General features: G+C 63.1%; 24 protein-coding genes and 1 pseudogene. 8 read left to right on the forward strand and 17 right to left on the reverse strand.

From position 1 onward, the window contains the following. Positions 1-3 precede the first annotated feature (3 nt). Positions 4-966 (reverse strand): tonB-system energizer ExbB, encoded by a 963-nt coding sequence (exbB, locus tag B4L76_RS20610; RefSeq protein WP_296234995.1) that lies wholly within the window; start codon positions 964-966, stop codon positions 4-6. 190 nt (positions 967-1,156) lie between these two features. On the opposite strand from exbB, the gene B4L76_RS20615 reads away from it, so the two are divergent. Further along, the gene (locus tag B4L76_RS20615; protein WP_296234996.1) at positions 1,157-2,014 is read left to right on the forward strand and encodes an SDR family oxidoreductase; all 858 of its coding nucleotides are present in this window, start codon (positions 1,157-1,159) and stop codon (positions 2,012-2,014) included. Between the two features lie 89 nt (positions 2,015-2,103). Here B4L76_RS20615 and B4L76_RS20620 read toward each other — a convergent pair whose 3' ends face one another. From B4L76_RS20620 to B4L76_RS20640, 5 genes are all read right to left on the reverse strand, one after another. Further along, positions 2,104-2,835, reverse strand: coding sequence for a hypothetical protein (locus B4L76_RS20620; RefSeq protein WP_296234997.1), 732 nt, complete (start codon positions 2,833-2,835; stop codon positions 2,104-2,106). A gap of 59 nt (positions 2,836-2,894) precedes the next feature. Beyond that, positions 2,895-3,275: a RidA family protein gene (locus B4L76_RS20625; protein WP_085621514.1), complete on the reverse strand. Its 381-nt coding sequence runs from the start codon at positions 3,273-3,275 to the stop codon at positions 2,895-2,897. 23 nt (positions 3,276-3,298) lie between these two features. Next, positions 3,299-5,407 carry a bifunctional GTP diphosphokinase/guanosine-3',5'-bis pyrophosphate 3'-pyrophosphohydrolase gene (gene spoT, locus B4L76_RS20630; RefSeq protein ID WP_170033812.1) on the reverse strand — a complete coding sequence of 703 codons (2,109 nt, stop codon included), beginning with the start codon at positions 5,405-5,407 and terminating at the stop codon, positions 3,299-3,301. 59 nt (positions 5,408-5,466) lie between these two features. Beyond that, positions 5,467-5,730: a DNA-directed RNA polymerase subunit omega gene (gene rpoZ / locus B4L76_RS20635; RefSeq protein ID WP_003253383.1), complete on the reverse strand. Its 264-nt coding sequence runs from the start codon at positions 5,728-5,730 to the stop codon at positions 5,467-5,469. 193 nt (positions 5,731-5,923) lie between these two features. Beyond that, entirely contained in the window at positions 5,924-6,796 is an 873-nt protein-coding gene (locus B4L76_RS20640) for a LysR family transcriptional regulator (protein ID WP_296234998.1), read from the reverse strand. Between the two features lie 240 nt (positions 6,797-7,036). Here B4L76_RS20640 and B4L76_RS20645 point away from each other — a divergent pair, with 240 nt between their 5' ends. The 3 genes from B4L76_RS20645 (at position 7,037) to B4L76_RS20655 (ending at position 10,813) form a co-directional block, all read left to right on the forward strand. Next, a complete protein-coding gene (locus B4L76_RS20645; RefSeq protein ID WP_414707248.1) occupies positions 7,037-8,380 on the forward strand; it encodes a glutamine synthetase family protein in 1,344 nt (447 codons plus the stop codon). Positions 8,381-8,384: 4 nt separating this feature from the next. Further along, positions 8,385-9,158, forward strand: coding sequence for a gamma-glutamyl-gamma-aminobutyrate hydrolase family protein (locus B4L76_RS20650; RefSeq protein WP_296235000.1), 774 nt, complete (start codon positions 8,385-8,387; stop codon positions 9,156-9,158). A 113-nt stretch (positions 9,159-9,271) separates the two neighbouring features. Further along, on the forward strand, positions 9,272-10,813 hold the full coding sequence (locus tag B4L76_RS20655) for an APC family permease (RefSeq protein WP_296235001.1): 1,542 nt from the start codon (positions 9,272-9,274) through the stop codon (positions 10,811-10,813). 72 nt (positions 10,814-10,885) lie between these two features. Here B4L76_RS20655 and gmk read toward each other — a convergent pair whose 3' ends face one another. Together gmk and B4L76_RS20665 are read right to left on the reverse strand one after the other, a co-directional pair. Beyond that, a complete protein-coding gene (gene gmk, locus B4L76_RS20660; RefSeq protein WP_296235002.1) occupies positions 10,886-11,506 on the reverse strand; it encodes a guanylate kinase in 621 nt (206 codons plus the stop codon). A 13-nt stretch (positions 11,507-11,519) separates the two neighbouring features. After that, a complete protein-coding gene (locus tag B4L76_RS20665) occupies positions 11,520-12,383 on the reverse strand; it encodes a YicC/YloC family endoribonuclease (RefSeq protein ID WP_296235003.1) in 864 nt (287 codons plus the stop codon). 226 nt (positions 12,384-12,609) lie between these two features. Between B4L76_RS20665 and rph the strand changes: the two genes are divergently transcribed. Together rph and B4L76_RS20675 are read left to right on the forward strand one after the other, a co-directional pair. Further along, positions 12,610-13,332 (forward strand): ribonuclease PH, encoded by a 723-nt coding sequence (gene rph, locus B4L76_RS20670; RefSeq protein WP_296235004.1) that lies wholly within the window; start codon positions 12,610-12,612, stop codon positions 13,330-13,332. 23 nt (positions 13,333-13,355) lie between these two features. After that, complete coding sequence (locus B4L76_RS20675; protein ID WP_296235005.1) at positions 13,356-13,724, forward strand: DUF4870 domain-containing protein; 369 nt, start codon at positions 13,356-13,358, stop codon at positions 13,722-13,724. Between the two features lie 33 nt (positions 13,725-13,757). On the opposite strand, the gene B4L76_RS20680 is transcribed toward B4L76_RS20675, so the two are convergent. Continuing rightward, entirely contained in the window at positions 13,758-14,537 is a 780-nt protein-coding gene (locus B4L76_RS20680; RefSeq protein ID WP_003253401.1) for an exodeoxyribonuclease III, read from the reverse strand. 80 nt (positions 14,538-14,617) lie between these two features. Here B4L76_RS20680 and pyrE point away from each other — a divergent pair, with 80 nt between their 5' ends. Next, positions 14,618-15,259 (forward strand): orotate phosphoribosyltransferase, encoded by a 642-nt coding sequence (pyrE, locus tag B4L76_RS20685; protein ID WP_170033799.1) that lies wholly within the window; start codon positions 14,618-14,620, stop codon positions 15,257-15,259. 109 nt (positions 15,260-15,368) lie between these two features. Here the strand turns inward: pyrE and B4L76_RS20690 are convergent, their stop codons facing one another. From B4L76_RS20690 to coaBC, 7 genes and pseudogenes are all read right to left on the reverse strand, one after another. Continuing rightward, positions 15,369-16,028, reverse strand: a complete 660-nt coding sequence (locus B4L76_RS20690; protein WP_296235006.1) for a DUF799 domain-containing protein — start codon at positions 16,026-16,028, stop codon at positions 15,369-15,371. Next, positions 16,025-16,393: a DUF4810 domain-containing protein gene (locus B4L76_RS20695; RefSeq protein WP_296235007.1), complete on the reverse strand. Its 369-nt coding sequence runs from the start codon at positions 16,391-16,393 to the stop codon at positions 16,025-16,027. Before B4L76_RS20695 ends, B4L76_RS20690 begins: the two co-directional genes overlap by 4 nt. A gap of 26 nt (positions 16,394-16,419) precedes the next feature. Further along, complete coding sequence (locus B4L76_RS20700; RefSeq protein ID WP_296235008.1) at positions 16,420-17,100, reverse strand: CsgG/HfaB family protein; 681 nt, start codon at positions 17,098-17,100, stop codon at positions 16,420-16,422. Positions 17,101-17,261: 161 nt separating this feature from the next. Beyond that, the gene (argB, locus tag B4L76_RS20705) at positions 17,262-18,167 is read right to left on the reverse strand and encodes an acetylglutamate kinase (protein ID WP_170033798.1); all 906 of its coding nucleotides are present in this window, start codon (positions 18,165-18,167) and stop codon (positions 17,262-17,264) included. A 30-nt stretch (positions 18,168-18,197) separates the two neighbouring features. Continuing rightward, a pseudogene (locus B4L76_RS20710) lies at positions 18,198-19,565 on the reverse strand (phosphomannomutase/phosphoglucomutase); the annotation flags it as partial. A gap of 144 nt (positions 19,566-19,709) precedes the next feature. Then, entirely contained in the window at positions 19,710-20,165 is a 456-nt protein-coding gene (gene dut / locus B4L76_RS20715) for a dUTP diphosphatase (protein WP_296235009.1), read from the reverse strand. A gap of 5 nt (positions 20,166-20,170) precedes the next feature. Beyond that, entirely contained in the window at positions 20,171-21,382 is a 1,212-nt protein-coding gene (gene coaBC / locus B4L76_RS20720; protein WP_225779756.1) for a bifunctional phosphopantothenoylcysteine decarboxylase/phosphopantothenate--cysteine ligase CoaBC, read from the reverse strand. Positions 21,383-21,510: 128 nt separating this feature from the next. Between coaBC and radC the strand changes: the two genes are divergently transcribed. After that, the gene (gene radC, locus B4L76_RS20725; protein WP_296235010.1) at positions 21,511-22,191 is read left to right on the forward strand and encodes a RadC family protein; all 681 of its coding nucleotides are present in this window, start codon (positions 21,511-21,513) and stop codon (positions 22,189-22,191) included. A 73-nt stretch (positions 22,192-22,264) separates the two neighbouring features. Here radC and B4L76_RS20730 read toward each other — a convergent pair whose 3' ends face one another. Continuing rightward, complete coding sequence (locus B4L76_RS20730) at positions 22,265-23,872, reverse strand: ABC transporter substrate-binding protein (protein ID WP_296235011.1); 1,608 nt, start codon at positions 23,870-23,872, stop codon at positions 22,265-22,267. Positions 23,873-23,982: the final 110 nt, after the last annotated feature.

Raw genomic sequence — 23,982 nt, forward strand, 5'->3', positions numbered from 1 at the left:
GGCTTACCCCACTTTCACCATGTGCGGGGCGGCGCGCTCGCTGCCCTGGTGGTCCAGGTCACGGCTGACCAGCAGCAGCACCTGGGCGGAGGCGTCGGACACCTGGGCCTTGTAGCCGGCGATGGAGCGGGCGAAGACGTTGTAGATGACTACGGCCGGGATTGCCGCGACCAGACCCAGGGCGGTGGCCAGCAGGGCTTCGGCAATACCGGGGGCGACTACCGCCAGGTTGGTGGTCTGGGTCTTGGCGATGCCGATGAAGCTGTTCATGATGCCCCATACGGTACCGAACAGGCCGACGAATGGCGCGGTGGAACCGATGGTGGCGAGCACCCCGGTGCCGCTGCTCATGGTGCGACCGCTGGCGTGTACCAGGCGCTCCAGGCGGAAGCTGACACGTTCCTTGATGCCTTCCTTTTCCCGGGCATTGGCCGACAGGCGCATCTCTTCCAGCGCGTCCTGGACCAGGGTATGAGCCAAGGTGCCTTCCTTGTTGGAATGATCGCTGGCCTCTTTCAGGCTGGCGGATTTTTTCAGCAGGGCGATTTCACCACGCAGGCGCCGCTTGGCGCCCAGCAGCTCGAAGCCTTTGGCAATCCAGATGGTCCAGGTGATGATGGAGGCGATGGCCAGGCCGATCATGACCGCCTTCACCACCACATCGGCGTTCTTGTACATGCCCCATGGGGACAGGTCGTGGGCCATGCCCAGCGAGGTGTCTTCAACCAGGGCCTCGACGCTCGGGTCTGCCGCGCTCGAGGCTTGAGCCGGAGTGGCGGTAGGGGTGTCGGTCGTCGGCGTTGCGGCTGGAGCAGCGGGTGCGCTGGCGGCAGCAGGCGCGGCGGGGCTGGCGGTTGGCTCATCGGCCATGGCCACCGGGGCCAGCACCAGGCTGAGCGTCAGCGCGGCGATGGCGCGCCAGGCGCGCGACGGGGTTGGCGAAGCGGAAGGTTGAATACGTGTCATGCTGGCCGGACCTGATGAAGAAAAAAGTGAGCGTTCTCCAAGGCCTCGAGGTAGGCCGAGAACAATTTTGCCGCCATTATTGCAAGTAATTCTTGTTAACAAAAGTAATCTTGTTGCTTTTTTCGCCTATGGTCTAGTCGCCCGTCGGGTAGCGTGGCCAGGTTGATCAGTTGGTCTAGGGAGTTCAGAGATGTCAGACCTTTCCGTGATGGTTGTTGGTTGTGGTGATGTAGGCGGGCGTCTTGCCCGGCAGATGCTGGCGCGCGGCTGGCAGGTCAGCGGCCTGCGTCGCTCGGTCGGGCAACTGCCGGCGGGTGTTGTACCGGTGGCTGCAGACTTGGCCGAGCCATCCATTCCGCACGCCTGGCCGCAGCGCGCGCCGGACTACCTGGTGTATTGCGTAGCGGCCAGCCAGCACGACGAGGCCGGTTACCAGGCAGCCTATGTCGAGGGGCTGCGCCATGTACTGGCCTGGCTGGCCGAACGCGGCCAGCGCCCACGGCGCCTGTTGTTCGTCTCCAGCAGCAGCGTTTATGCGCAAAAGGGCGGGGAATGGATTGACGAGCATGCAGCCACCGAGCCTGAAGGTTATTCCGGGCAGGTGATGCTGGAAGCTGAACGGCTTGCCTTGGCCAGCGGCATTCCGGCGAGTGTGGTGCGTTTGACCGGTATTTACGGCCCCGGCCGGGAATGGTTGCTCAGCCAGGTGCGCCAAGGTTACCGCGTGGCCGCAGAGCCGCCGCTTTATGGCAACCGCATTCATGCCGAGGATGCCGCCAGCCTGCTGGCTTTTCTGCTGCAGGCCGATGCCGATGGCAGGGCGCTGGACGACTGTTACATCGGGGTCGACGACGACCCCGCGCCGCTGGCCGATGTGGTGGCCTGGCTGCGTGATTACATGGGGGTTACCGAGTGGTCCGATGAACAGCGGGTGCGGCGTACCGGCAGCAAGCGCTGCAGTAATGCGCGGGTGCGGGCGCTGGGCTGGGCGCCGGTGTATCCGAGTTACAGGGAGGGCTACGCAGCTATCCTGGCGGGAAGAAACTAGTCCTCAGGCGCGAGCGGTACCTGTAGGAACGGCGTTGTGTCGCGATGGGGCGCGACACAAGGCTACACCGACAGGCCCGCTAAAGGGGCTCAGTCCTGCTCCAGCAGCCACTGGCGCTTGCCGGCCGCCAACACGGGCATTTCGTCGGGCTGCGCACGGTTCACCGCCTGGAAGATCTCCAGCTTGTCGCCATCGCGCTTGAGGATGAAGGGTGCGCCACGCTGGTTGCGTTCCAGCCACAGGCTGTCATTGCTGCCACCCATGGTGGCGCAATCTCCCGCCAGGCACAGGGCGAAGCGGTCTGGCCCCGGCAGGCCAGTGACGTTGCCGGTATCGCTGAAGCGCACGCTGGCACCTTTGCCCTGGCCGTCGACGATCTTCCAGGTGCCGCCCAGGTAAGCCTGGTACAACGCCTTCTCGAAGCTGCTACCCAGTGGCGCGCTGGCTGCTGCTGGCGCCTTGGCGCGCACGAAGGTCTGCTTGCCGCCGTTCTGATCGATGGCCTGCAATTCGTCGCCATCGAGCGACAGCTGTTCGGTCTGGCCGCCCTGGAAACTGGCCTGCCATTGCTTGTCGTTGGCCCTCAGTTGGCCGTCAGCCGCCTCGAAACCATTGCTGTAGCTGGCCTGCTGGCTGGCGACGTCGAGCTTCCACTCGAACACCGGGCCGTGCTCACTGAGCGCCTGGCGCAGGCTGCCGCTCTTGACGGCCGCGTTGATGGCATCCTGGTTGATCCAGGTACCGTTGAAGTCTTCGGGTTTGTGGCTTGCGCAGCCGCCCAGAAGCAGGGCTGCCAGCGCGAGAGGCAATGCTTGACGCATGACGGGTAACCTTGCAAAGGAAGGGAGGGTGACGGGCAGGGGCGCCCGTCACCGGGGCATCATTCGATGACCAGGATGGCGTCCATTTCAACCTGGGCGCCTTTTGGTAGCGCGGCAACGCCGATGGCAGCGCGGGCCGGGTACGGCTGCTCGAAGTAGCGGCCCATTACCTCGTTGACCTTGGCAAAGTGGCTCAGGTCGGTGAGGAAGATGTTCAGCTTGACGATGTCCTTGAACGAGCCGCCAGCGGCTTCAGCCACGGCCTTGAGGTTCTCGAAGACCTGCACGGTCTGGGCTTCGAAGCCGTCGACCAGTTCCATGGTCTTCGGGTCCAGCGGGATCTGGCCCGACATGTACACGGTATTGCCGGCCTTGATCGCCTGCGAGTAGGTGCCGATGGCGGCAGGGGCCTTGTCGCTGTTGATGACGGTCTTGCTCATGATGACTCCTTGCGGTTGGCGGACTACGTACGCATGCGGGTTATGCGGACCACACCGGTCAGGGTACGCAGCTTCTTGATCACACGCGCCAGGTGCACACGGTCGTGCACGCTGACCACCAGTTGGACCACGCTGATACGGCCGTCGCGTTCGTCCATGCTGATTTTCTCGATGTTGCCGTCGGCGGCGTTGACGCTGCTGGCCAGCAGCGCGATCAGGCCGCGCTGATGCTCCAGTTCGACACGCAGCTCGACATTGAACTCACCCGTGATGTCCTTGGCCCAGGAGAGCTGTACGCACTTCTCCGGGTTGTGGCGGATTTCACTGATGTTGCGGCAATTTTCCAGGTGCACGACCATGCCCTTGCCAGCGGACAGGTGGCCGACGATCGGGTCGCCCGGGATCGGCGTGCAGCACTTGGCATAGCTCAGCACCAGGCCTTCGGTACCGCGGATTGCCAGCGGGCCTTCCGGCGCCGGCAGTTGTTCGCCTTCCGCCGACAGCAGGCGGCGTGCGACCACGTAGGCCATGCGGTTACCCAGGCCAATGTCTTCCAGCAGGTCTTCGATCAGCTCCAGGCGGTACTCGGCGAGAATCGCCTGGATGTGCTCCTGAGGGATGCTTTCCAGGCTGCTGTCGAAGCCGGTAAGCACCTTGTTCAGCAGGCGTTCGCCCAGGCTGATGGACTCGGAGCGGCGCTGCTGCTTGAGCGCGTGACGAATGTGCGTGCGCGCTTTGCCGGTGACCACGAAGTTGAGCCAGGCCGGGTTTGGCCGTGCGCCCGGGGCGCTGACGATTTCCACCGTCGAGCCGCTTTGCAGCGGTTCGGACAACGGTGCCAGGCGGCGGTTGATGCGGCAGGCGATGCAACTGTTGCCGACGTCGGTGTGCACCGCGTAGGCGAAGTCGACGGCCGTGGAGCCTTTGGGCAGCTCCATGATGCGGCCCTTGGGCGTGAACACGTAGACCTCGTCCGGGAACAGGTCGATCTTCACGCTCTCGATGAACTCCAGCGAGTTGCCGGCGCGTTGCTGCAGTTCGAGGATGCCCTTGACCCACTGGCGCGCACGCGCGTGGCTGCCCTTGGGCTGCTCGTCGTCGTTGGACTTGTACAGCCAATGTGCGGCGATACCGTTGTTGGCCATCTCTTCCATTTCGCGCGTGCGGATCTGGATTTCGATGGGCACGCCGTGCATGCCGAACAGCGTGGTGTGCAACGACTGGTAGCCGTTGGCCTTGGGAATCGCGATGTAATCCTTGAAGCGACCGGGCAGCGGCTTGTACAGGTTGTGCACGGCGCCCAGCACGCGGTAACAGGTGTCGACCTTGTCGACGACGATGCGGAAGGCATACACATCCATGATCTCGTTGAAGGCGCGACGCTTGCCGCGCATCTTCTTGTAGATGCCATAGAGGTGTTTCTGCCGGCCACTGACCTCGCCTTCGATGCCGTCGGCGGCCAGGCAATTGGCCAGCGAGTGCTCGATCTTGGCGACGATCTCCTTACGGTTGCCGCGCGCGCTTTTCACCGCCCGGTGAATCAGCGACGAGCGCATCGGGTGCATGGCCTTGAAACCGAGGTCCTCGAATTCCACGCGCACGGTGTGCATGCCCAGGCGGTTGGCGATGGGGGCGTAGATTTCGAGGGTTTCCTTGGCGATGCGCCGGCGCTTTTCGCCCGACAGCACTTCCAGGGTGCGCATGTTGTGCAGGCGGTCGGCCAGCTTGACCAGGATCACGCGGATATCGCGGGCCATGGCCATGGCCATCTTCTGGAAGTTTTCGGCTTGCGCCTCGGCCTTGGTCTCGAAGTTCATCTGGGTCAGCTTGCTGACGCCATCGACCAGTTCGGCCACGGTCTCGCCGAATTGCTGGCTGAGCGCTTCCTTGGCGATGCCAGTGTCTTCGATCACATCGTGCAGCATGGCGGCCATCAGGCTCTGATGGTCCATGTGCATGTCGGCGAGGATGCTGGCCACGGCCAGCGGATGGGTCACGTAGGGCTCGCCGCTACGGCGGCGCTGCCCGTCGTGAGCCTGTTCGGCATAGAAATAGGCACGCCGGACCAGGTTGACCTGTTCGGGGCCAAGGTAGGTCGACAGCCGTTCGGCCAAAGCTTCTATACCCGGCATGGGTTCACCTCCTGCCGAGGAAGAGGGCCTTGCGCCGTGCGACGTCGACCAGGCATCAATCAGACAGCCTCGTTGTTCTCGTCCTCGAACGCGGCGAACACCGGATCCTCGGTGACGATCTCTTCTGCGGCGATGAATTCGTTGGTGACGATGCCTTCGGCGATTTCACGCAGGGCAACAACGGTCGGCTTGTCGTTTTCCCACGCAACGCGTGGCTCTTTGCCGCCGGTCGCCAGCTGGCGAGCGCGCTTGGTCGAGAGCATGACCAGCTCAAAGCGGTTATCCACGTGTTCCAGGCAGTCTTCAACAGTTACGCGGGCCATGGTCTTCCTCAGTAGCAATTGCGGTGGGCGTGCAGCCCGATAATGGGCAGGCGGACTCGATAGTTTAAAAAATCACCAGCCAATAGGGAAGCGCTGTTTTGCCGCGTGGTCATCCCCACCCCCCTTGTGGAAGCGGCTTCAGCCGCGAAAGGGCCAGGACAGACACCCTGGATGCATGACCCTGACGATACCCTCAGAGCATCGCGTCACGCAACCGCGGGGTCAGCTCCTCGAACAGGGTCTGGACCGAGCGCAACGCCCGGCAGTCCGGCCGGGTCAGCAGCCACAGCTGGGTATCGCAGCCAGGCAGCGGTCCGCTCAACGCATCCACCCCGGGCAGTGCATGCACCATGTAATCCGGCAACGCCGCAACGCCCAACCCGGCCGTGACCAGCTGGGCGATGGTCGACATGCCGCTGCACTGATAGCGTGGGCTCAACCCCGGGTGCTGCTGGTTGCGCCACACCACCGTGGGGTGGTCCTGCATCGAATCGTCCGGGGCGATCCATGGCACGCCGGCCGGCGATTCGGCCAGGCGCTCGCGCCACTGCGGCTGGCCGCAGACCACATAGGAAGTAGATCCCAGATTGCGCCCGACCAGGTGCTCCGGCGGCGTGTTGGTCAGGCGCAGGGCAATGTCGGCATCGCGCCGGCTGAGGTTGGCGAAGGTGTTGGACGTGCCCATTTCCAGCGACAGCGCCGGGTAGTTGGGCATGAACTCGGCCAGCGCCGGCAGCAGCAGGCTGTGCATCACCGCTTCGGTGCAAGTCAGCCGTACCGTACCACTCACCACCTGCTCGCCACTGGTCATGGCAATACGCGCCGCCTCCAGCGCCTGCTCGGCGCGTTCGGCCTGCTCGGCCAGGGCCTGGGCAGTGTCGGTCGGCAGGTAGCCCTTGCGGCTCTTGACGAACAGGGCCGTGCCCAGCGCCGACTCCAGCCGGCGGATCGAGCGGAACACTGTCGAGACATCGACCTTTAGCAGCTCGGCAGCCTTGGCCAGTGAGCGACCACGTTCCAGCGCCAGGACCAGGGAAAGGTCGGCATGGGTAATCTGATATTGCATTGGTGCACGCTCTGCTTGCCGGATTGCCAATGTCTGTTGCGTTTTGGCCATTTTATAGTGAAACGGCCCCCGGGAATCAATGCGCCCGGTAACCAATCCCCACGATGGGAAAGTGAAAAGAACAACAGCTGCAACCATCGTCGCCCCTGAGGCGCCAGCCGTATCCCCACATCGCCGCAGCAAATCATAGGATGTACAGCCATGACGTCGGTAACCCCGTGCGCCAGTTCTTCCAGCGAGATGAGTGACTTCCTCCAGGCCCATCCGGATACGCAGTACGTCGACCTGCTGATTTCCGACATGAACGGCGTGGTACGTGGCAAGCGCATCGAGCGGGCCAGCCTGCACAAGGTGTACGAGAAGGGTATCAACCTGCCCGCGTCGCTGTTTGCCCTGGATATCAACGGCTCCACCGTCGAGAGCACCGGGCTTGGCCTGGATATCGGCGATGCCGACCGCATCTGCTACCCGATCCCTGGCACCCTCTCCAACGAGCCCTGGCAGAAGCGCCCGACCGCCCAGCTGCTGATGACCATGCACGAGCTCGAAGGCGAACCATTCTTCGCCGACCCGCGCGAGGTGCTGCGCCAGGTGGTGAGCCGGTTCGACGACCTGGGCCTGGATATCTGCGCCGCGTTCGAGCTGGAGTTCTACCTGATCGATCAGGACAACCTCAACGGTCGCCCGCAGCCGCCGCGCTCGCCTATTTCGGGCAAGCGTCCGCAGTCGACCCAGGTGTACCTGATCGACGACCTCGACGAATACGCCGACTGCCTGCAGGACATGCTCGAAGCAGCCAAGGAACAAGGCCTGCCCGCCGACGCCATCGTCAAGGAAAGCGCCCCGGCGCAGTTCGAAGTCAACCTGCACCATGTGGCTGATCCGCTGAAGGCCTGCGACTACGCGATCCTGCTCAAGCGCCTGATCAAGAACGTGGCCTACGACCATGAAATGGACACCACCTTCATGGCCAAGCCCTACCCGGGCCAGGCCGGCAACGGCCTGCACGTGCACATTTCGTTGCTGGACAAGAAGACCGGCAAGAACATCTTTGCCAGCGATGACCCGCTGCAAAGCGCTGCCCTGCGCCATGCCATCGGCGGCGTGCTGGAGACCATGCCGGCGTCGATGGCCTTCCTCTGCCCGAACATCAACTCCTACCGCCGTTTCGGCGCGCAGTTCTACGTACCCAATGCGCCAAGCTGGGGCCTGGACAACCGCACCGTGGCCGTGCGCGTGCCCACCGACAGCAGCGACAATGTCCGCCTCGAGCACCGCGTGGCCGGAGCTGACGCCAACCCCTACCTGATGCTCGCGGCGATCCTCGCCGGTGTACACCACGGCCTGACCAACCAGGTTGAGCCGGGTCAGCCGATCGAAGGCAACTCCTACGAGCAGCTGGAGCAGAGCCTGCCGAACAACCTGCGCGACGCCCTGCGCGCGCTGGATGACAGCGAAGTGCTCAACCAATACATCAGCCCGGACTACATCGATATCTTCGTGGCCTGCAAGGAAAGCGAACTGGCCGAATTCGAAGTGTCGATCTCCGACCTCGAGTACAACTGGTACCTGCACACGGTGTAAGCCCATGAGCGCAAATGCGGTCCCCTTGATCGGTGTCAGCGCCTGCCGCCAGCAGGTGGGGAAGAACCCGTCGCACACGGTGGGCAACAAGTATGTCGAGGCGGCCGGCTTTGCTGGCCTGCCGCTGATCCTGCCGGCGCGTGACGGTGGCAGCGACACGCAGGCGCTGCTGGCCCGTCTGGACGGCATCGTCTTTACCGGCTCGCCTTCAAATATCGAACCACATCATTACAATGGCGCCCCCAGCGCGGTCGGTACCCGGCACGATCTGGCACGCGATCGCCTGACCCTGCCACTGCTGCAGGCGGCCATCGCTGCCGGGGTGCCGGTGTTCTGCATCTGTCGTGGTTTTCAGGAATTGAACGTGGCCCTGGGTGGCAGCCTGCACCAACGCGTGCAGGAGCTGCCCGGTTACCAGGACCACCGCGAACCCGAGGACGCAGCTCTGGAAGTGCAATATGGCCCTCGCCACCCCGTCGGCATCGAGCCTGGTGGGTTGTTCGAGCGCCTGGGCCTGGCTGCGCAGTTCGAGGTCAACTCGCTGCACAGCCAGGGCATCGACCGCCTGGCCCCTGGCCTGCGCGTCGAGGCACGGGCCCCGGATGGCCTGATCGAAGCGGTATCCATGCCTGCGGCGCCGGGCTTTGTCCTTGGCGTGCAATGGCACCCGGAATGGCGATTTACCGAAAACCCGGTCTCGCTGCGTCTGTTCCAGGCGTTTCGCGAGGCTTGCATTGCCTACGCAGCACGGGAGGGCGCACGGCAGAAGGCATTCTGACGTTACCCGAAGGTCTCGGATGACTGGTTCCCGGCAGCAAGCTTTCAATGAGTGAAAGCGGGCCTTGTGCGCAAGGCCAGTGAAAACAATTCCAAAATATACGGCAAATACTCATGAGCGATTACACAGAAGCCGGCCGCCCACCCGACGTGGCGACCGACGCGGGCAATACCCAGCGCAGCAAAGGCCTGGCCAAAGGCCGGCTGGGCTTGCTGGCCAGCGTGGTACTGGGCATTTCGACCATCGCCCCGGTCTATACCCTGACCGGCGCACTTGGCCCCACCGTGCGCGAGGTCGGTGCCCACCTGCCAGCGGTGTTCATCGTCGGCTTCCTGCCGATGCTGCTGGTCGCCCTCGGCTACCGCGAGCTGAACTCGGCCGAGCCGGACAGCGGTACATCATTTACCTGGTCGGCGCGTGCCTTCGGCCCGATGATCGGCTGGATCGGAGGTTGGGGGTTAGTAGTCGCCACCACTATCGTGCTGTCGAACCTGGCGGGCGTGGCCGTCGACTTCTTCTACCTGTTCCTCGGCCAGATCACCGGCCACCACGAGCTGGCGGCACTGGCCGACAATCTGTTGATCAACGTGGTGACCTGTTGCGTGTTCATTGCCCTGGCGGTGTGGATCTGCTGTCGGGGCATCGCCACCACCATGACCGTGCAATACGGCTTGGTGGCGCTGCAGTTGGTGGTGCTGATCGGCTTTGCCTTTGCCGCCTTCGACGGTGTCACCGCGCCGCCGCCGCTGGAATTCGATTTCGCCTGGTTCAACCCGTTCGGTGTCGAGTCGTTCTCGGCCTTCGCCGCCGGGCTGTCGCTGTCGATCTTCATCTTTTGGGGGTGGGACACCTGCCTGACCGTCAGCGAAGAGTCGGTTGGCAGTGAAGAGGTGCCAGGCAAAGCGGCCACCTGGACGGTGATGTTGATTCTCGGCCTGTACCTGTTCACTGCGATCGCCACCCTTCAGTTTGCCGGGATCAGCGAGTCTGGCCTGGGCCTGAACAACCCGCGCATTCAGGAAAACGTGTTCGCTCACCTGGCCGGGCCGGTCATGGGGCCACTGGCGATCCTGATGTCCATTGCCGTGCTGGCCAGTACCGCAGCCTCGCTGCAGTCGACCTTCGTAGCGCCCGCGCGCACGCTGTTGGCCATGGGCTACTACGGTGCGGTGCCGCAAAAGTTCGCCAGCGTCTGCCCGCGCTCGCAAACCCCGCGCTACGCCACGATCTGCGCCGGCCTGGCTGCGGGCCTGTTCTACGTGACCATGCGTACCCTGAGCGAGAACGTGCTGGCGGATACCATTACCGCCCTGGGCATGATGATCTGCTTCTATTATTCGCTGACCGCATTTGCCTGCGTCTGGTATTTCCGCGACAGTCTGTTCGACAGCCTGCGCCACTTCATCATGCGTGGCCTGTGCCCGTTGGTGGGTGGGGTGATACTGTCGGTGATCTTCGTGCGTACCGCCATCGACAGCGCTTCGCCAGACTTCGGCAGTGGCTCGCATGTGGGCGGACTGGGGTTGGTATTCGTGATCGCCGCGATCATTTCGGTGCTCGGCATCGGGCTGATGATGCTGTCGCGCATGCGCGCACCGGCGTATTTCCTCGGGGCTACCCTGCGTCAGCAGGCTACCTTGCCACTGCAGGAATAAGCAAAGAGCCGCGTTACGGCCCAATCGCCGGCAAGCCGGCGATTGGGCTACAAAGCAGCCCCGCGCGGTCTGTCAGGAGAGCAGCTCTTTGAGCAGCCCGCTGTTGCGCTGTTGCTGTTTCTTCAGCAGCAGGCGATTGGAGCGGAACACTGCCTTCAGATCCTCCAGCGCTACGTCGAAATCATCGTTGATGATCACGTAATCATATTCGTCGTAGTGCACCATCTCGCTGACCGCTTCCTTCATGCGCCCGGCAATGATCTCTTCACTGTCCTGCCCGCGACCGTCCAGGCGCTGGCGCAAGGCCTGCTGGCTCGGCGGCAGGATGAATACCGACAACGCCTGCGGCATCAGCTTGCGTACCTGCTGGGCGCCTTGCCAGTCGATTTCCAGGATCAGGTCGTAACCCTGGTCCAGCGTTTGCTGCAGCGCACTGCGCGAGGTGCCGTAGAAGTTGCCGAACACCTCGGCGTGCTCAAGGAAGTCGCCTTGCGCGATCAGGGCCTTGAATTCCTCGTGAACGACGAAGTGATAGTTCACCCCGTGCTGCTCGCCCGGGCGCATGGCACGGGTGGTGTGCGAGACCGAGACGCGGATCTGCGGGTCGTCCTTGGTCAGGGCGGTGACCAGGCTGGTCTTGCCGGCGCCCGAAGGGGCCGAAACGATGTAGAGGGTGCCGCTGCTGTGGTTCATGGTCGGGGTGGCCTTACTCGATGTTCTGTACTTGTTCACGCATCTGTTCGATCAATACCTTCAGGTTGACCGCCGCTTGCGTGCTGCGTGGGTCGAAGGCCTTGGAGCCGAGGGTGTTGGCCTCGCGGTTGAGTTCCTGCATCAGGAAGTCCAGGCGCCGGCCGGCGGCGCCGCCACCCTTGAGTACCCGACGCACCTCGGTAACGTGGGTGCTCAGGCGGTCGAGCTCTTCGGCCACGTCGCTTTTCTGGGCCAGCAGCACCAGTTCCTGCTCCAGGCGCTGCGGATCAAGTTCGGCCTGAATGTCGCCAAAGCGGTCGAGGATCTTCTGCCGCTGTGCTGCCAGCATCTGCGGTACCAGGGCGCGCAGGGTGGTGACCTCACTGGCCATCTGGTCCAGGCGTTCGTTGATCAGCCGGGCCAGCTCCTGGCCTTCACGCTGGCGCCCGGCCTTGAGCTCGACCAGCGCCTCGTCGAAGAGGGCCATGGCTTCGGCATTAAGGGCTTGCGGGTCGCTGGCGTCGGCCACCAGCACGCCCGGCCACGACAACACTTCCAGCGGGTTCAGCGGTGCCGGTTGCTTGATCAGGCCGGCCACCTCCTCGGCGGCGGCGACCAGTTGCGCGGCGCGTTCGCGGTCGACCTTCAGCGGTTTGCCATTGCTGTCTTCGTTGAGGCGCAAGGTACATTCTACCTTGCCCCGCGACAGGCCCTGGCGCAGGCCTTCACGCACGCCGCCTTCAAGGTCGCGCAGGGCTTCGGGCAGGCGCAGGTGCGGCTCCAGGTAACGGTGGTTGACCGAGCGCAGCTCCCAGACCAGGGTGCCCTGGCTGCCGGCGCGCTCGACACGAGCAAAAGCGGTCATGCTGTGCACCATGGGAGTACCTCGCGTAGATGAATGAACGGTGGGAGCCTCTCGGCTGCAAGGTGCAGGATTGTAGCGCAGTGGCGTCTTGGCGCCCAATCCACCATGTTACCGAGGGCCAGCTGTGGCAGTCGGAAAAGGCGACGGAGAGCGCTGCGCACGACAATAGGCATGTCCTCCCCGGGCCATGGGCTCTATAATGCTCGGCAGATTCAAAGTCCCAGTACAGGTATCCCAGATGAAACGTCCAAGTGGTCGCGCCGCCGATCAGCTCCGCTCGATCCGCATCACCCGCAACTACACCAAGCACGCCGAAGGGTCGGTACTGGTCGAGTTCGGTGACACCAAGGTCATCTGCACGGTCAGCGTGGAAAACGGTGTCCCACGCTTCCTCAAGGGCCAGGGCCAGGGCTGGCTGACCGCCGAGTACGGCATGCTGCCGCGTTCCACCGGGGAGCGTAACCAGCGCGAAGCCAGCCGTGGCAAGCAGGGTGGCCGCACCCTGGAAATCCAGCGCCTGATCGGCCGTTCGCTGCGCGCCGCGCTGGACATGAGCAAGCTCGGCGACATCACCCTGTACATCGACTGCGACGTGATTCAGGCCGATGGCGGTACCCGCACTGCATCCATCACCGGTGCCATGGTCGCCCTGTGCGATGCGCTGGCAGTGATCAAGAAGCGCGGCGGCCTGAAGGCCGGTAACCCGCTGAAGCACATGATCGCCGCCGTATCGGTGGGCATGTACCAGGGCGAAGCCGTGCTCGACCTGGACTACCTGGAAGACTCTGCCGCCGAAACCGACCTGAACGTGGTGATGACCAGCGCCGGTGGTTTCATCGAAGTGCAGGGCACCGCTGAAGGTGCGCCATTCCAGCCCGAAGACTTCAATGCCATGCTGGCCCTTGCACAGAAGGGCATGGCGGAAGTCTTCGAGCTGCAACAGGCCGCACTGGCCGACTGAATCCAGCCAGGGAGGTGCGGGGCATGAGCGATTCCAACGTGTCGATCACCCCGCCCAATGCCGAGGTCCGGCAATGGGCGATGTTCTGTCACCTTTCTGCGCTGCTGGGCCTGGTGGTGCCGCTCGGGCACCTGCTGGGCCCGCTGGTGCTGTGGCACCTCAAGCGCGAGCAAGACCCATTCATCGATGCCCAGGGCAAGGAGGCGCTGAACTTCCAGATCAGCGTGACCATTGCCGGGTTCATCTGCTTCCTGCTGATGTTCGTGTTCATTGGGCTGATGCTGTTCGCCATGCTGATGGTCGCGGTGCTGGTGCTGATCATCATTGCGGCGGTGCGGGCCAATGAAGGCAAGCCGTATCGCTACCCAATGATCTGGCGACCGATCAAATAGCAATTGGGGCCGCAATGCGGCCCCAATCGGCTTTTAGATGGTCAACGTCCAGTCATAGTCGACAATCAGCGGCGCATGCTGGGAGAAGCGCGGCTGACGCGGCAGGCGGGCGTTGCGCACGAAGCGGCGCAGGCCCGGCGTGAGGATCTGGTAGTCGAACCGGTAGCCCAGGTTGAGCATCTCGGCCTGCTCGTTGTCTGGCCACCAGCTGTACTGGTCGCCTTCACGGCTGACTTCGCGCAGGGCATCGACGTAACCCATCTCGCCGGTGATCGCATCCATCCAGGCGCGTTCCGGTGCCAGGAAGCCCGGCGATTGCTGGCTGTCACGCCAGTTCTTGATGTCGAGCTTCTGCTGCGCCACGTAGAACGAGCCGCAGTAGATATATTCACGACGCTTGCGACGCTGCTTGTCCAGGTACTTGGCGAAGTCGTCCATCAACTTGAACTTCTGGTTCAAGTCCTCGTCGCCGTTCATGCCTGAAGGCAGCAGCAGGCTGGCAATACTGACTTTGTCGAAATCTGCTTGCAGGTAACGCCCGTAGCGGTCGGCTGTCTCGAAGCCCAGGCCGGTGATGACTGCCTTGGGCTGCATGCGCGAATACAGGGCCACACCACCTTGGGCAGGCACCTCCGCGTCGCAGGCATAAAGGAAATAGCCATCGAGCTGGAAAGCTGGGTCATCGAGTTCAAAGGCCGAGGCGCGGGTATCCTGAAGGCAGATGACGTCGGCATTCTGGGCTTGCAGCCAGCTGAGCAAACCACGCTCGGCCGCAGCCTGAATGCCATTTACGTTCACACTGATGATCCGCATAAATGGCCCCAAAAATCTCGTGCGTGTATGATACCCGAGCTCAACCCATTTAGCTAAATCCGTGGTGTCCGGGACTATCCATGCAGCCGTATCAGCGCGACTTCATCCGTTTTGCCATCGATCGCGGGGTACTGCGTTTCGGTGAGTTCACCCTGAAATCGGGGCGTACCAGCCCGTATTTCTTCAATGCCGGCCTGTTCAACAGCGGTTCTGCCTTGGCTCAGCTGGGCCGTTGCTATGCGGCGGCCATCGTCGACAGCAAGATCCCGTTCGACGTGCTGTTCGGCCCGGCCTACAAGGGTATCCCGCTGGCGGCGGCGACTGCTGTAGCCCTGGCCGAGCAGCACCAGCTCGACGTGCCATGGTGCTTCAACCGCAAGGAAGCCAAGGACCACGGCGAAGGCGGCAGCCTGGTTGGCGCGCCGTTGGCCGGTGAAGTGCTGATCATCGACGACGTGATCACTGCCGGTACGGCTATCCGTGAAGTCATGCAGATCATCAACGCCCAGCAGGCCAAGGCCGCCGGCGTGTTGATTGCGTTGAATCGTGAAGAACGCGGCAATGGCGAACTGTCGGCGATCCAGGAAGTGGAGCGTGATTTCGGTATCCCGGTCGTCAGCATCGTTTCGCTGACCCAGGTGCTGGAATTCCTCGCCGATGACCCGCAGCTGAAGCAGCACCTGCCAGCTGTCGAGGCCTACCGGGCGCAATACGGGATCTGATCCTGGCCTGGAAATGAAAAAGGCGACCTTCGCGTGTAGGTCGCCTTTTTTGTGTCATCTGTGCGGGTTATGCGCGAGCATGCCCACGAGGAACCGGCACAGGCAGCAGTCAGTCAGTGCCGTACTTGGGCGAACGCGGCCCGTAGAGAATGCCGCCGTTCGGATGTGGCGTCAGCAGGCGTGCGCTGGTCATGCCGGCGATGGGGTAGCCGGCATCTTCCTGCACGCTGCTGACGATCTGGTTGACTGCCGCAACGATCAACATGCCGACCAGGCCACCCTGGTTCTGCTGATTCTCCTGGCTGGAAGCCGTGGCGCTGCCAGTCCACAACGTGGTGCCGGTCTTCAGGTCGACCAGCTTGGCATTGGCCGTGACGATAGTTGCACTGCTCAGCACCATGTAACGGGTACCGTAGTCCGATACGGTCACATACAGCGCGGCATCGGCGCCGAAGATCTCACGCAGTTTGGGCATTGGCAGCTGGTGGATGTCGGCCGGCGTGGTCAGGCCGTTCTGGCGGAAAGTCTCGTCCACCAGCGCCACGGGCATCACGTAGTAGCCTGCCTCGGCCAGCGGGTAGGTGACCTGCGACAACATGCTGTAGGTCGCCTTCACATCCGGCGACTCGTTCAGTGGCGGGAGAATCAGGATCGACTTCGGCCGGCTCTGCTTGTAGGCCGAATAGTCGATGGTCTTGCGCTCGGCGCAGCCAGCGAACAGGGCCAGCACGCAAGCGGCGGTGATCAGTTGGCTCAGGCGCTTGATCATTGCTTGGCCCCCTTGCTCGCGTTGTTCATCAGGAAGTCCATGTACGTCGCCGATTCCGGGAACAGCGCCTTTTCGGTGCGGAACTGCTGGATCATCTGGTCATCCTTGCCGAGGCTGGAATACAGCAGGCCCAGCTGCGCATGGTAGCCGGGCGGTACGGCGCCGTTCTTGGCCTTGATCTTTTCCAGGTCGCGCTCCAGCGCGGTGACCTGTTCCTCTTTCGAATCGCCTTTGAGGTAGCCATACACCTGGGGTTGGTAGCTTTCCCACTGGTACAGCGGTTTGGGCGCGTTGCAGCCGGCCAGCAGGATGCTGCCCAGCACCAGGCCGGCGCAGCTGCGCACGGCCGAGAGGGTGATGCTCATGTAGGAGTCCTTCCTGGAAGAGTCTGTTACTGGGCCTTCGGATTCCACTGGCCGCTTTCGACGGCGTTCACCAGCTTGTTGACGGCTTCGCGCATGGCCAGGTCGAGTACCTTGCCGTTGAGCGTGGAGTCATAGCTGGCGGTGCCGCCAAAGCCGATGATCTCGCGGTTGGACAGGGCGTATTCACCGGCACCCTGGCTGGAGTAGACGACTTCCGAGGTGCTGATGTTGACGATGTTCAGCGCCACCTTGGCGTAGGCGATCTGGGTCTTGCCGCGGCCGAGAATGCCGAACAGCTGGTGATCGCCAACCTCTTTACGGCCGAACTCGGTAACGTCGCCAGTGACCACGAAGTCGGCACCTTTCAGGCGCTGGGCCTGGCCCTTGATTGCGGCTTCCTGCTGGATCTCGCCCATGTTGTCGCGATCGAGTACGTTGAAGCGGTTGGTTTGCTGCAGGTGGGTGATGAGGATCGTCTTGGCCTGGCCGCCGAGGCGGTCGACGCCATCGGAAAAGATGCCGCGCATGTAGCTGGAACGGTTGTCGAACTTGCCGACCGCGATCGGTGCGCGCACACCGCTGTAGGGGCGGCTGACGCTTTCAACCTGTTGCACGGCAACAGCGGTGGATGTTTCGGTGGCGCAGCCGGCGAGGGACCCGACAGCCAGGGCGGCTGCCAGCACGAGTCCTTGTGATGCGTATTTCACGCAGTTTCTCCAGAAAAGATCAAAGTTGTAGCGAGGCAGCAGTTTGCCAGTATTTGCGGCAAAAAGCATCGCCGGCAAGCCCGCTCCCAGGCTCTGCACCAACCGGGGTCAGTGCAATAGCGGTGGGAGCCGGCTTGCCGGCGATAGGGCGTTGCAGGCTGTCAGCGTGGCTTGCGGTTAGTGATCAGGGTACCCACGCCGCTGTCGGTGAAGATCTCCAGCAGCACCGCATTCGGCACACGACCGTCGATGATGTGCGAGCTGTTCACGCCGCCCTGCACCGCATCCAGCGCGCATTTTATCTTCGGCAGCATGCCACCGTAGATGGTGCCGTCGGCGATCAGTTCGTTGACCTGCTCGGTGGTCAGGCCGGTCAGTACCTGGCCCTGCTTGTCCATCAGGCCAGCAATATTGGTCAGCAGCATCAGCTTCTCGGCCTTCAGCGCCTCGGCCACCTTGCCCGCCACCAGGTCGGCGTTGATGTTGTACGACTCACCGTCGGCGCCCACACCGATTGGCGCGATCACCGGGATGAAGTCACCCTTGACCAGCATGTTCAGCAGGTCGGTGTTCACACTCACCACCTCACCCACATGACCGATGTCGATGATTTCCGGGGTGGTCATCTCTGGCGTCTTGCGGCTGACGGTCAACTTGCGGGCGCGGATCAGCTCCGCATCCTTGCCGGTCAGGCCGATGGCGCTGCCGCCGTGGCGGTTGATCAGGTTGACGATGTCCTTGTTGACCTGGCCACCCAGTACCATTTCCACCACATCCATGGTCGCCGCGTCGGTGACACGCATGCCGTCGATGAAATGGCTTTCGATCGACAGGCGCTTGAGCAGGTCGCCGATCTGCGGGCCGCCACCGTGGACCACCACCGGGTTGATGCCTACCGCCTTCATCAGCACGATGTCACGGGCGAAGCCGGTCTTGAGCTCCTCGCTCTCCATCGCGTTGCCGCCGTACTTGATCACCAGGGTCTTGCCGACAAAGCGGCGAATGTAAGGCAGTGCTTCGGACAAAACCTCGGCTACATGGGAAGCGGCATCGCGATCGAGGGTCATGCAGGGCTCCTGTAAGGAACAGATAGTCGGTCAGAACGGCAGTTGCAGCTCAGGCTCTACCCGCAGCAACTGGGTACGGAAAACATCCTTGATACGTTGCAATTCGGCGTCGCTGTCGGCCTCGAAGCGCAGCACCAGCACCGGGGTGGTGTTGGAGGCGCGAACCAGGCCCCAGCCGTGGGCGTAATCCACCCGCACACCGTCGATGGTGGTCAGGTTGGCTTCGCCCCAGTCGGCGTCGCGTTGCAGTGCATCAATGATGCTGAATTTACCCTCGTCGGTCACATCAATATTGATTTCCGGCGTGGAAATATCGTTCGGGAAGGCGGCGAACAGGTTTTCGGCACTCTGCCCGGCCTTGCTGAGGATCTCCAGCAGTCGCGCGGCGCTGTAGATGCCGTCATCGAAACCGTACCAGCGTTCCTTGATGAAGATGTGACCGCTCATCTCGCCTGCCAGCAGCGAGCCGGTCTGTTTCATCTTCTTCTTGATCAGCGAATGGCCGGTTTTCCACATCAGTGCGCGGCCGCCGTGCTGTTCGATCAGCGGGGTTAGGCGGCGGGTGCATTTGACGTCGAAGATGATCTCGGCACCGGGATTGCGCGACAGCACGTCCTGGGCAAACAGCATCAGCAGACGATCGGGGTAGACGATGCTGCCGGTGTTGGTCACCACGCCGACACGGTCGCCGTCACCGTCAAAGGCCAGGCCGATGTCGGCGCCGGTTTCCTTGACCTTGGCGATCAGGTCTTCGAGGTTTTCCGGCTTGCCCGGGTCCGGGTGGTGGTTGGGGAAGTTGCCGTCGACCTCGCAGAACAGCGGGATCACCTCGCAGCCCAGGGCCTCGATCAATTGCGGGGCGATCACGCCAGCAGCACCGTTGCCGCAATCCACCACCACCTTGAGCTTTTTCGCCAGCTTCACGTCATCGACAATCTGCTTGAAGTAACGATCAAGGATCTCGACTTTTTCCACGCGGCCATCGGCGCGGCTCAGGTTGTTGGTTTTCAGGCGCGTCAGCAGGGCCTGGATCTGTTCGTTGGCCAGGGTGTCGCCAGCAATGACGATCTTGAAACCGTTGTAGTCCGACGGGTTGTGGCTGCCGGTGAGCATCACCCCGGACTTGCCCGCCAGCACATTGGCCGCGTAATACAGGGCCGGGGTGGGCACCAGGCCGACATCACTGACGTGGCAACCGGCGTCGGCCAGGCCCCTGATCAGCTCTTCGACCAGCATCGGGCCGGACAGGCGGCCGTCGCGGCCGACCGAAACCTGCGGTTCGCCCTGGGCCAGGCTCTGTGCGCCGATGGCGCGGCCGATCCAGTAGGCGGTTTCGGCGTGAAGGGTCTTGCCGACCACGCCGCGGATGTCATACGCGCGGAAAATGCTGTCTGGCAGTGCGGCGGGTACCAGGTGGGCCATGTCGTTCATCTCTGGAAGCTCCATTAGTCAAAGGCTTACTGGGCAGGCGCAAACTGAACGCTTGGACGGTGGTTTTGCCAGAGAGTTCGCCATCCTTGGCCTGAACGGTCACCTGTCGGCTCAGTGGCTGCCAGAGTGGCCGAAACCGCCAGCACCGCGCTGGCTTTCATCGAACGCTTCGACGATGTCGAAATGGGCCTGTACCACCGGTACCAGCACCAGTTGGGCGATACGTTCGCCCACCGCTATGGTGAATGGGGTGTCGCCACGGTTCCAGCACGACACCATCAGCTCGCCCTGGTAGTCCGAGTCGATCAGGCCGACCAGGTTGCCGAGCACGATGCCGTGCTTATGACCCAGGCCCGAGCGCGGCAGGATCACCGCCGCCAGGCCCGGGTCGCCGATGTAGATCGACAGGCCGGTAGGAAGCAGCAGGGTCTGGCCTGGCTCGATGACGGTGTCTTGCTTGAGCAGGGCGCGCAGGTCGAGGCCGGCGGAGCCGGGGGTGGCGTAGGTTGGCAGCGGAAATTCGCTGCCCAGGCGTGGGTCGAGGATCTTGGCTTGAAGAGCGTGCATGTAACTTATTGAACCTGATTGAGCCGTTCGGCGATGAAGGCGACCAGTTGCCGGGCAATCTTGCCCTTGCTGGTCTGCGCGAAGAGGGTCTGGTGCTGCTGGCGGTCGATCACGGTCAAGGCGTTTTCCTCGCTGTTGAAGCCGATGCTGGGGTTGGCCACATCATTGGCGACGATCAGGTCGAGATTCTTGTCCTTGAGCTTGCGCGTAGCGTAATCGAGCAAGTGTTCGGTTTCGGCAGCGAAGCCGACGCTGAACGGGCGGTCGGCACGGCCGGCGAGGGTGGCAAGGATATCGGGATTGCGCACCATCTGCAGCAGCATGCCGTCGCCGGTCGTAGGATCCTTCTTGAGTTTTTGTGTGGCAACGACTTCAGGGCGGTAGTCCGCAACCGCCGCCGAGGCGATGAACAGGTCGCACGGCATGGCTGCTTCACAGGCGGCGAGCATGTCCCGCGCGCTGACCACGTCGATGCGGCTGACCCGGTCGGGGGTTGCCAGGTGCACCGGGCCGGTGACGAGGGTGACCCGGGCCCCGGCTTCCGCAGCCGCTTCGGCCAGGGCGAAGCCCATCTTGCCGGAGCTATGATTGGTGATGTAGCGCACCGGGTCGATGTTTTCCTGGGTCGGGCCGGCGGTGATCAGCACGTGTTTGCCGGTCAATGCCTGGCGCTTGAAGCTTTCCGCGGCGCACCAGGCCAGGTCGGTGGCTTCGAGCATGCGGCCCAGGCCCACGTCGCCACAGGCCTGGCTGCCGGATGCCGGACCGAATACCTGAATGCCGCGGCTCTTGAGCAGCTCGAGGTTGGCCTGGGTGGCCGGGTCGCGCCACATGGCCTGGTTCATGGCCGGCGCCACGGCGACGGTGGCGTCGGTCGCCAGCACCAGGGTGGTCAGCAGGTCATCGGCCATGCCCTGGGCCATGCGCGCCATGAGGTCGGCGGTAGCCGGGGCGATGAGTACCAGGTCGGCCCACTTGGCCAGTTCGATATGGCCCATGGCCGCTTCGGCCGCCGGGTCGAGCAGGTCCATGTGCACCGGGTGGCCTGACAGCGCCTGCAGGGTCAGCGGGGTGATGAACTCTGCACCACCACGGGTCATGACGACGCGCACCTGCGCGCCGTGCTCCAGGAGTCGGCGAATCAGTTCGGCGCTTTTGTAGGCGGCAATGCCGCCACCTACGCCGAGAACGATGCGCTTGCGATACAGCCGCTGCATAGGCTTGCCTTTTTCCAGTGAGAGCGGGCGACGACGTTTGGGAATGCCTGCGGCAGAACGTCGCATGTACGAGGCGAAATAGATTAACACAGGGCCGAAATCGGCCGCAGCAAGGGTAACGGGACGGGATGAATATCAGGGAGTGGCCGGCTGAAGAGCGGCCGAGGGAGAAATTGTTGCAGCGCGGGGCGGGGAGCCTGACAGATACAGAGTTGCTGGCTGTCTTTCTCGGCTCGGGCGTGCGCGGGCGCAATGTCGTGGAGCTGTCGCGAGGGTTGCTGGTGAAGTTCGGTAGCTTGCGCCAATTGCTGGAGGCTGATCGTGAGGCTTTCGTGGGCGAGCTTGGACTTGGCCCGGTGAGGTACAGCCAGTTGCAGGCGTTGCTCGAGATCGGGCGCAGGCACCTTGCAACTTCGATCGAACGTGAGTCTGCCATGGACAGCCCGGAAACGGTGCGGCGCTATTTGAAAGCCATGCTGCGACATGAGGCCAGTGAGGTGTTCGGCTGCCTGTTTCTCGATACCAGGCACAGGCCATTGGCGTTCGAGATCCTGTTCCGGGGCACGATCGACCGGGCCAGTGTCTACCCGCGAGAGGTGGTACGGCGTGCCTTGCTGCATAACGCGGCGGCATTGATCCTTTGCCATAACCATCCTTCGGGCAACAGTGAGCCGAGCCAGGACGATGTGCATCTGACCCTGTCGTTGAAGCGCGGGCTGGCGTTGATCGATGTGCGGGTGCTGGACCACATCATCATTGGCGACGGTGAGCCGCTTTCGATGGTCGAGCATGGGTGGATTGTGGCCTGAGGCAAGCTGGTAGTCTTGTGGCTACCAGCGCCGACCCCGTCGCGGGGTTATCCGCGAAGGGGCCGGTGCAAGCTTATCTGGTGACCGACACCTTGCTGAAATCCAGCCGCCCGAACGGGCTCACCTGGTACCCCTCGACGTCCCGGCGCAGCAAGGTCGCTGCCGTCGGGTGCGCCAATGGCACCCACAGCGCCTGTTGCTGAATCAACGTTTGCGCCTGCTGGTACAGCCGGCTGCGCACGCTCTGGTCATTGGTGGTGCGGCCGGCGCTGATCAGCTGGTCCAGGCGGCTGTCGCAGAAGCGGGCGAAATTGGTCCCGGACTGCACCGCCGCGCAGGAAAACTGCGGGCTGAGGAAGTTGTCCGGGTCGCCGTTGTCACCAGCCCAACCCATGAACAGCAAGTCATGTTCGCCGGCCTTGGCGCGGCGGATCAGCTCGCCCCACTCGATCACACGGATTTCTGCCTTGATACCAACCTTGGCCAGGTCTGCCTGCAGCATCTGCGCACCGAGGCTGGGGTTGGGGTTGAGCAGGCTGCCCGACGGGCGCGTCCAGATCGTGGTGCTGAAGCCTTCCGCCAGGCCAGCCTTGGTCAGCAGGGCCTTGGCTTTCTTCAGGTCCAGCGGGTAGCCGGGCAGGTCCTTGGCGTAGCTCCAGGTGTTGGGCGGGTAGGGGCCATTGGCGGCCACTGCGGAGTCCTCGAACACGGCCTTGAGGTAGGCCTGCTTGTCGAAGGCCAGGTTGATGGCCTGACGCACCTCCGGCTTGTCCAGCGGCGGGTGCTGGCTGTTGATGGCGACGAAGGCCGTCATGAAGGCCGGGGTAGTCGCCACCTTGAGGTTGCCATCCGTGCCGGCTTCGGCAATGTCCAGTGGCTTGGGCGACAAGGCCACCTGGCATTCGCCGCGCTTGAGCTTCTGCAGGCGGACGTTGGCGTCCGTGGTAATGGCGAAGATCAGCGGGTCGACCGTCGGCTTGCCGGCGAAATAGTCAGGGTTGGCGCGGTAGCGCACCACGGCGTCTTTCTGAAAGCGCTGGAACACGAATGGCCCGGTGCCGACCGGCTGGCTGTTGAGCTTCTCTGGTGTGCCGGCCTTGAGCAGCTTGTCGGCATATTCGGCGGAGTAGATCGAGGCGAAGCCCATGCTCAGGGTGGCAAGGAACGTGGCGTCCGGGTGGTTGAGGGTGAAGCGTACGGTGTTCGGTGCCGGTGCCTCGATTGCCTTGATCAGGCTGCCCAGCTGCAGCGATTGGGCATGCGGATAACCACCCGCTGCGGTCTTGTGCCAGGCGTGCGCGGGGTAGAGCATGCGCTGGAAGCTGAACAACACATCGTCGGCGTTCAGCTCCCGGCTGGGCTTGAAGTAGGCGGTGGTGTGGAACTTCACGTCGTTGCGCAGGGTGAAGTCATAGACCAGGCCGTCGGCCGATACCGTCCAGCTGGCCGCCAGGCTTGGCACCACCTTGCCTTGCTGCGCATCGAACTCCACCAGCCGGTTCATCAGCACGTCGGCAGTGGCGTTGGTGGTAGTCAGCGAGTTGTACTGCACCACGTCGAAGCCTTCGGGGCTGGCCTCGCTGCACACGCTCAGCGGTGCAGCCTGGGCAACGCCGGCGGCGAACAGGGCGCTGGCGGCGAACACGGAGTTGAACAATAAGGAAAGGGCGGCGGCACGCATGGTGGCTCCTTGGCTGTCAGTGGCCCATCTGCCAGTGCAGTCTGGAAAAGGCCTACCCTAGTGCGGCTGTCGGAAAATGACCACACCCTTTTTTACAAAACTGGCGACGA

Source organism: Pseudomonas sp. UBA4617 (assembly GCF_002386445.1).
In the GTDB taxonomy this organism is placed as follows: Bacteria; Pseudomonadota; Gammaproteobacteria; order Pseudomonadales; family Pseudomonadaceae; genus Aquipseudomonas.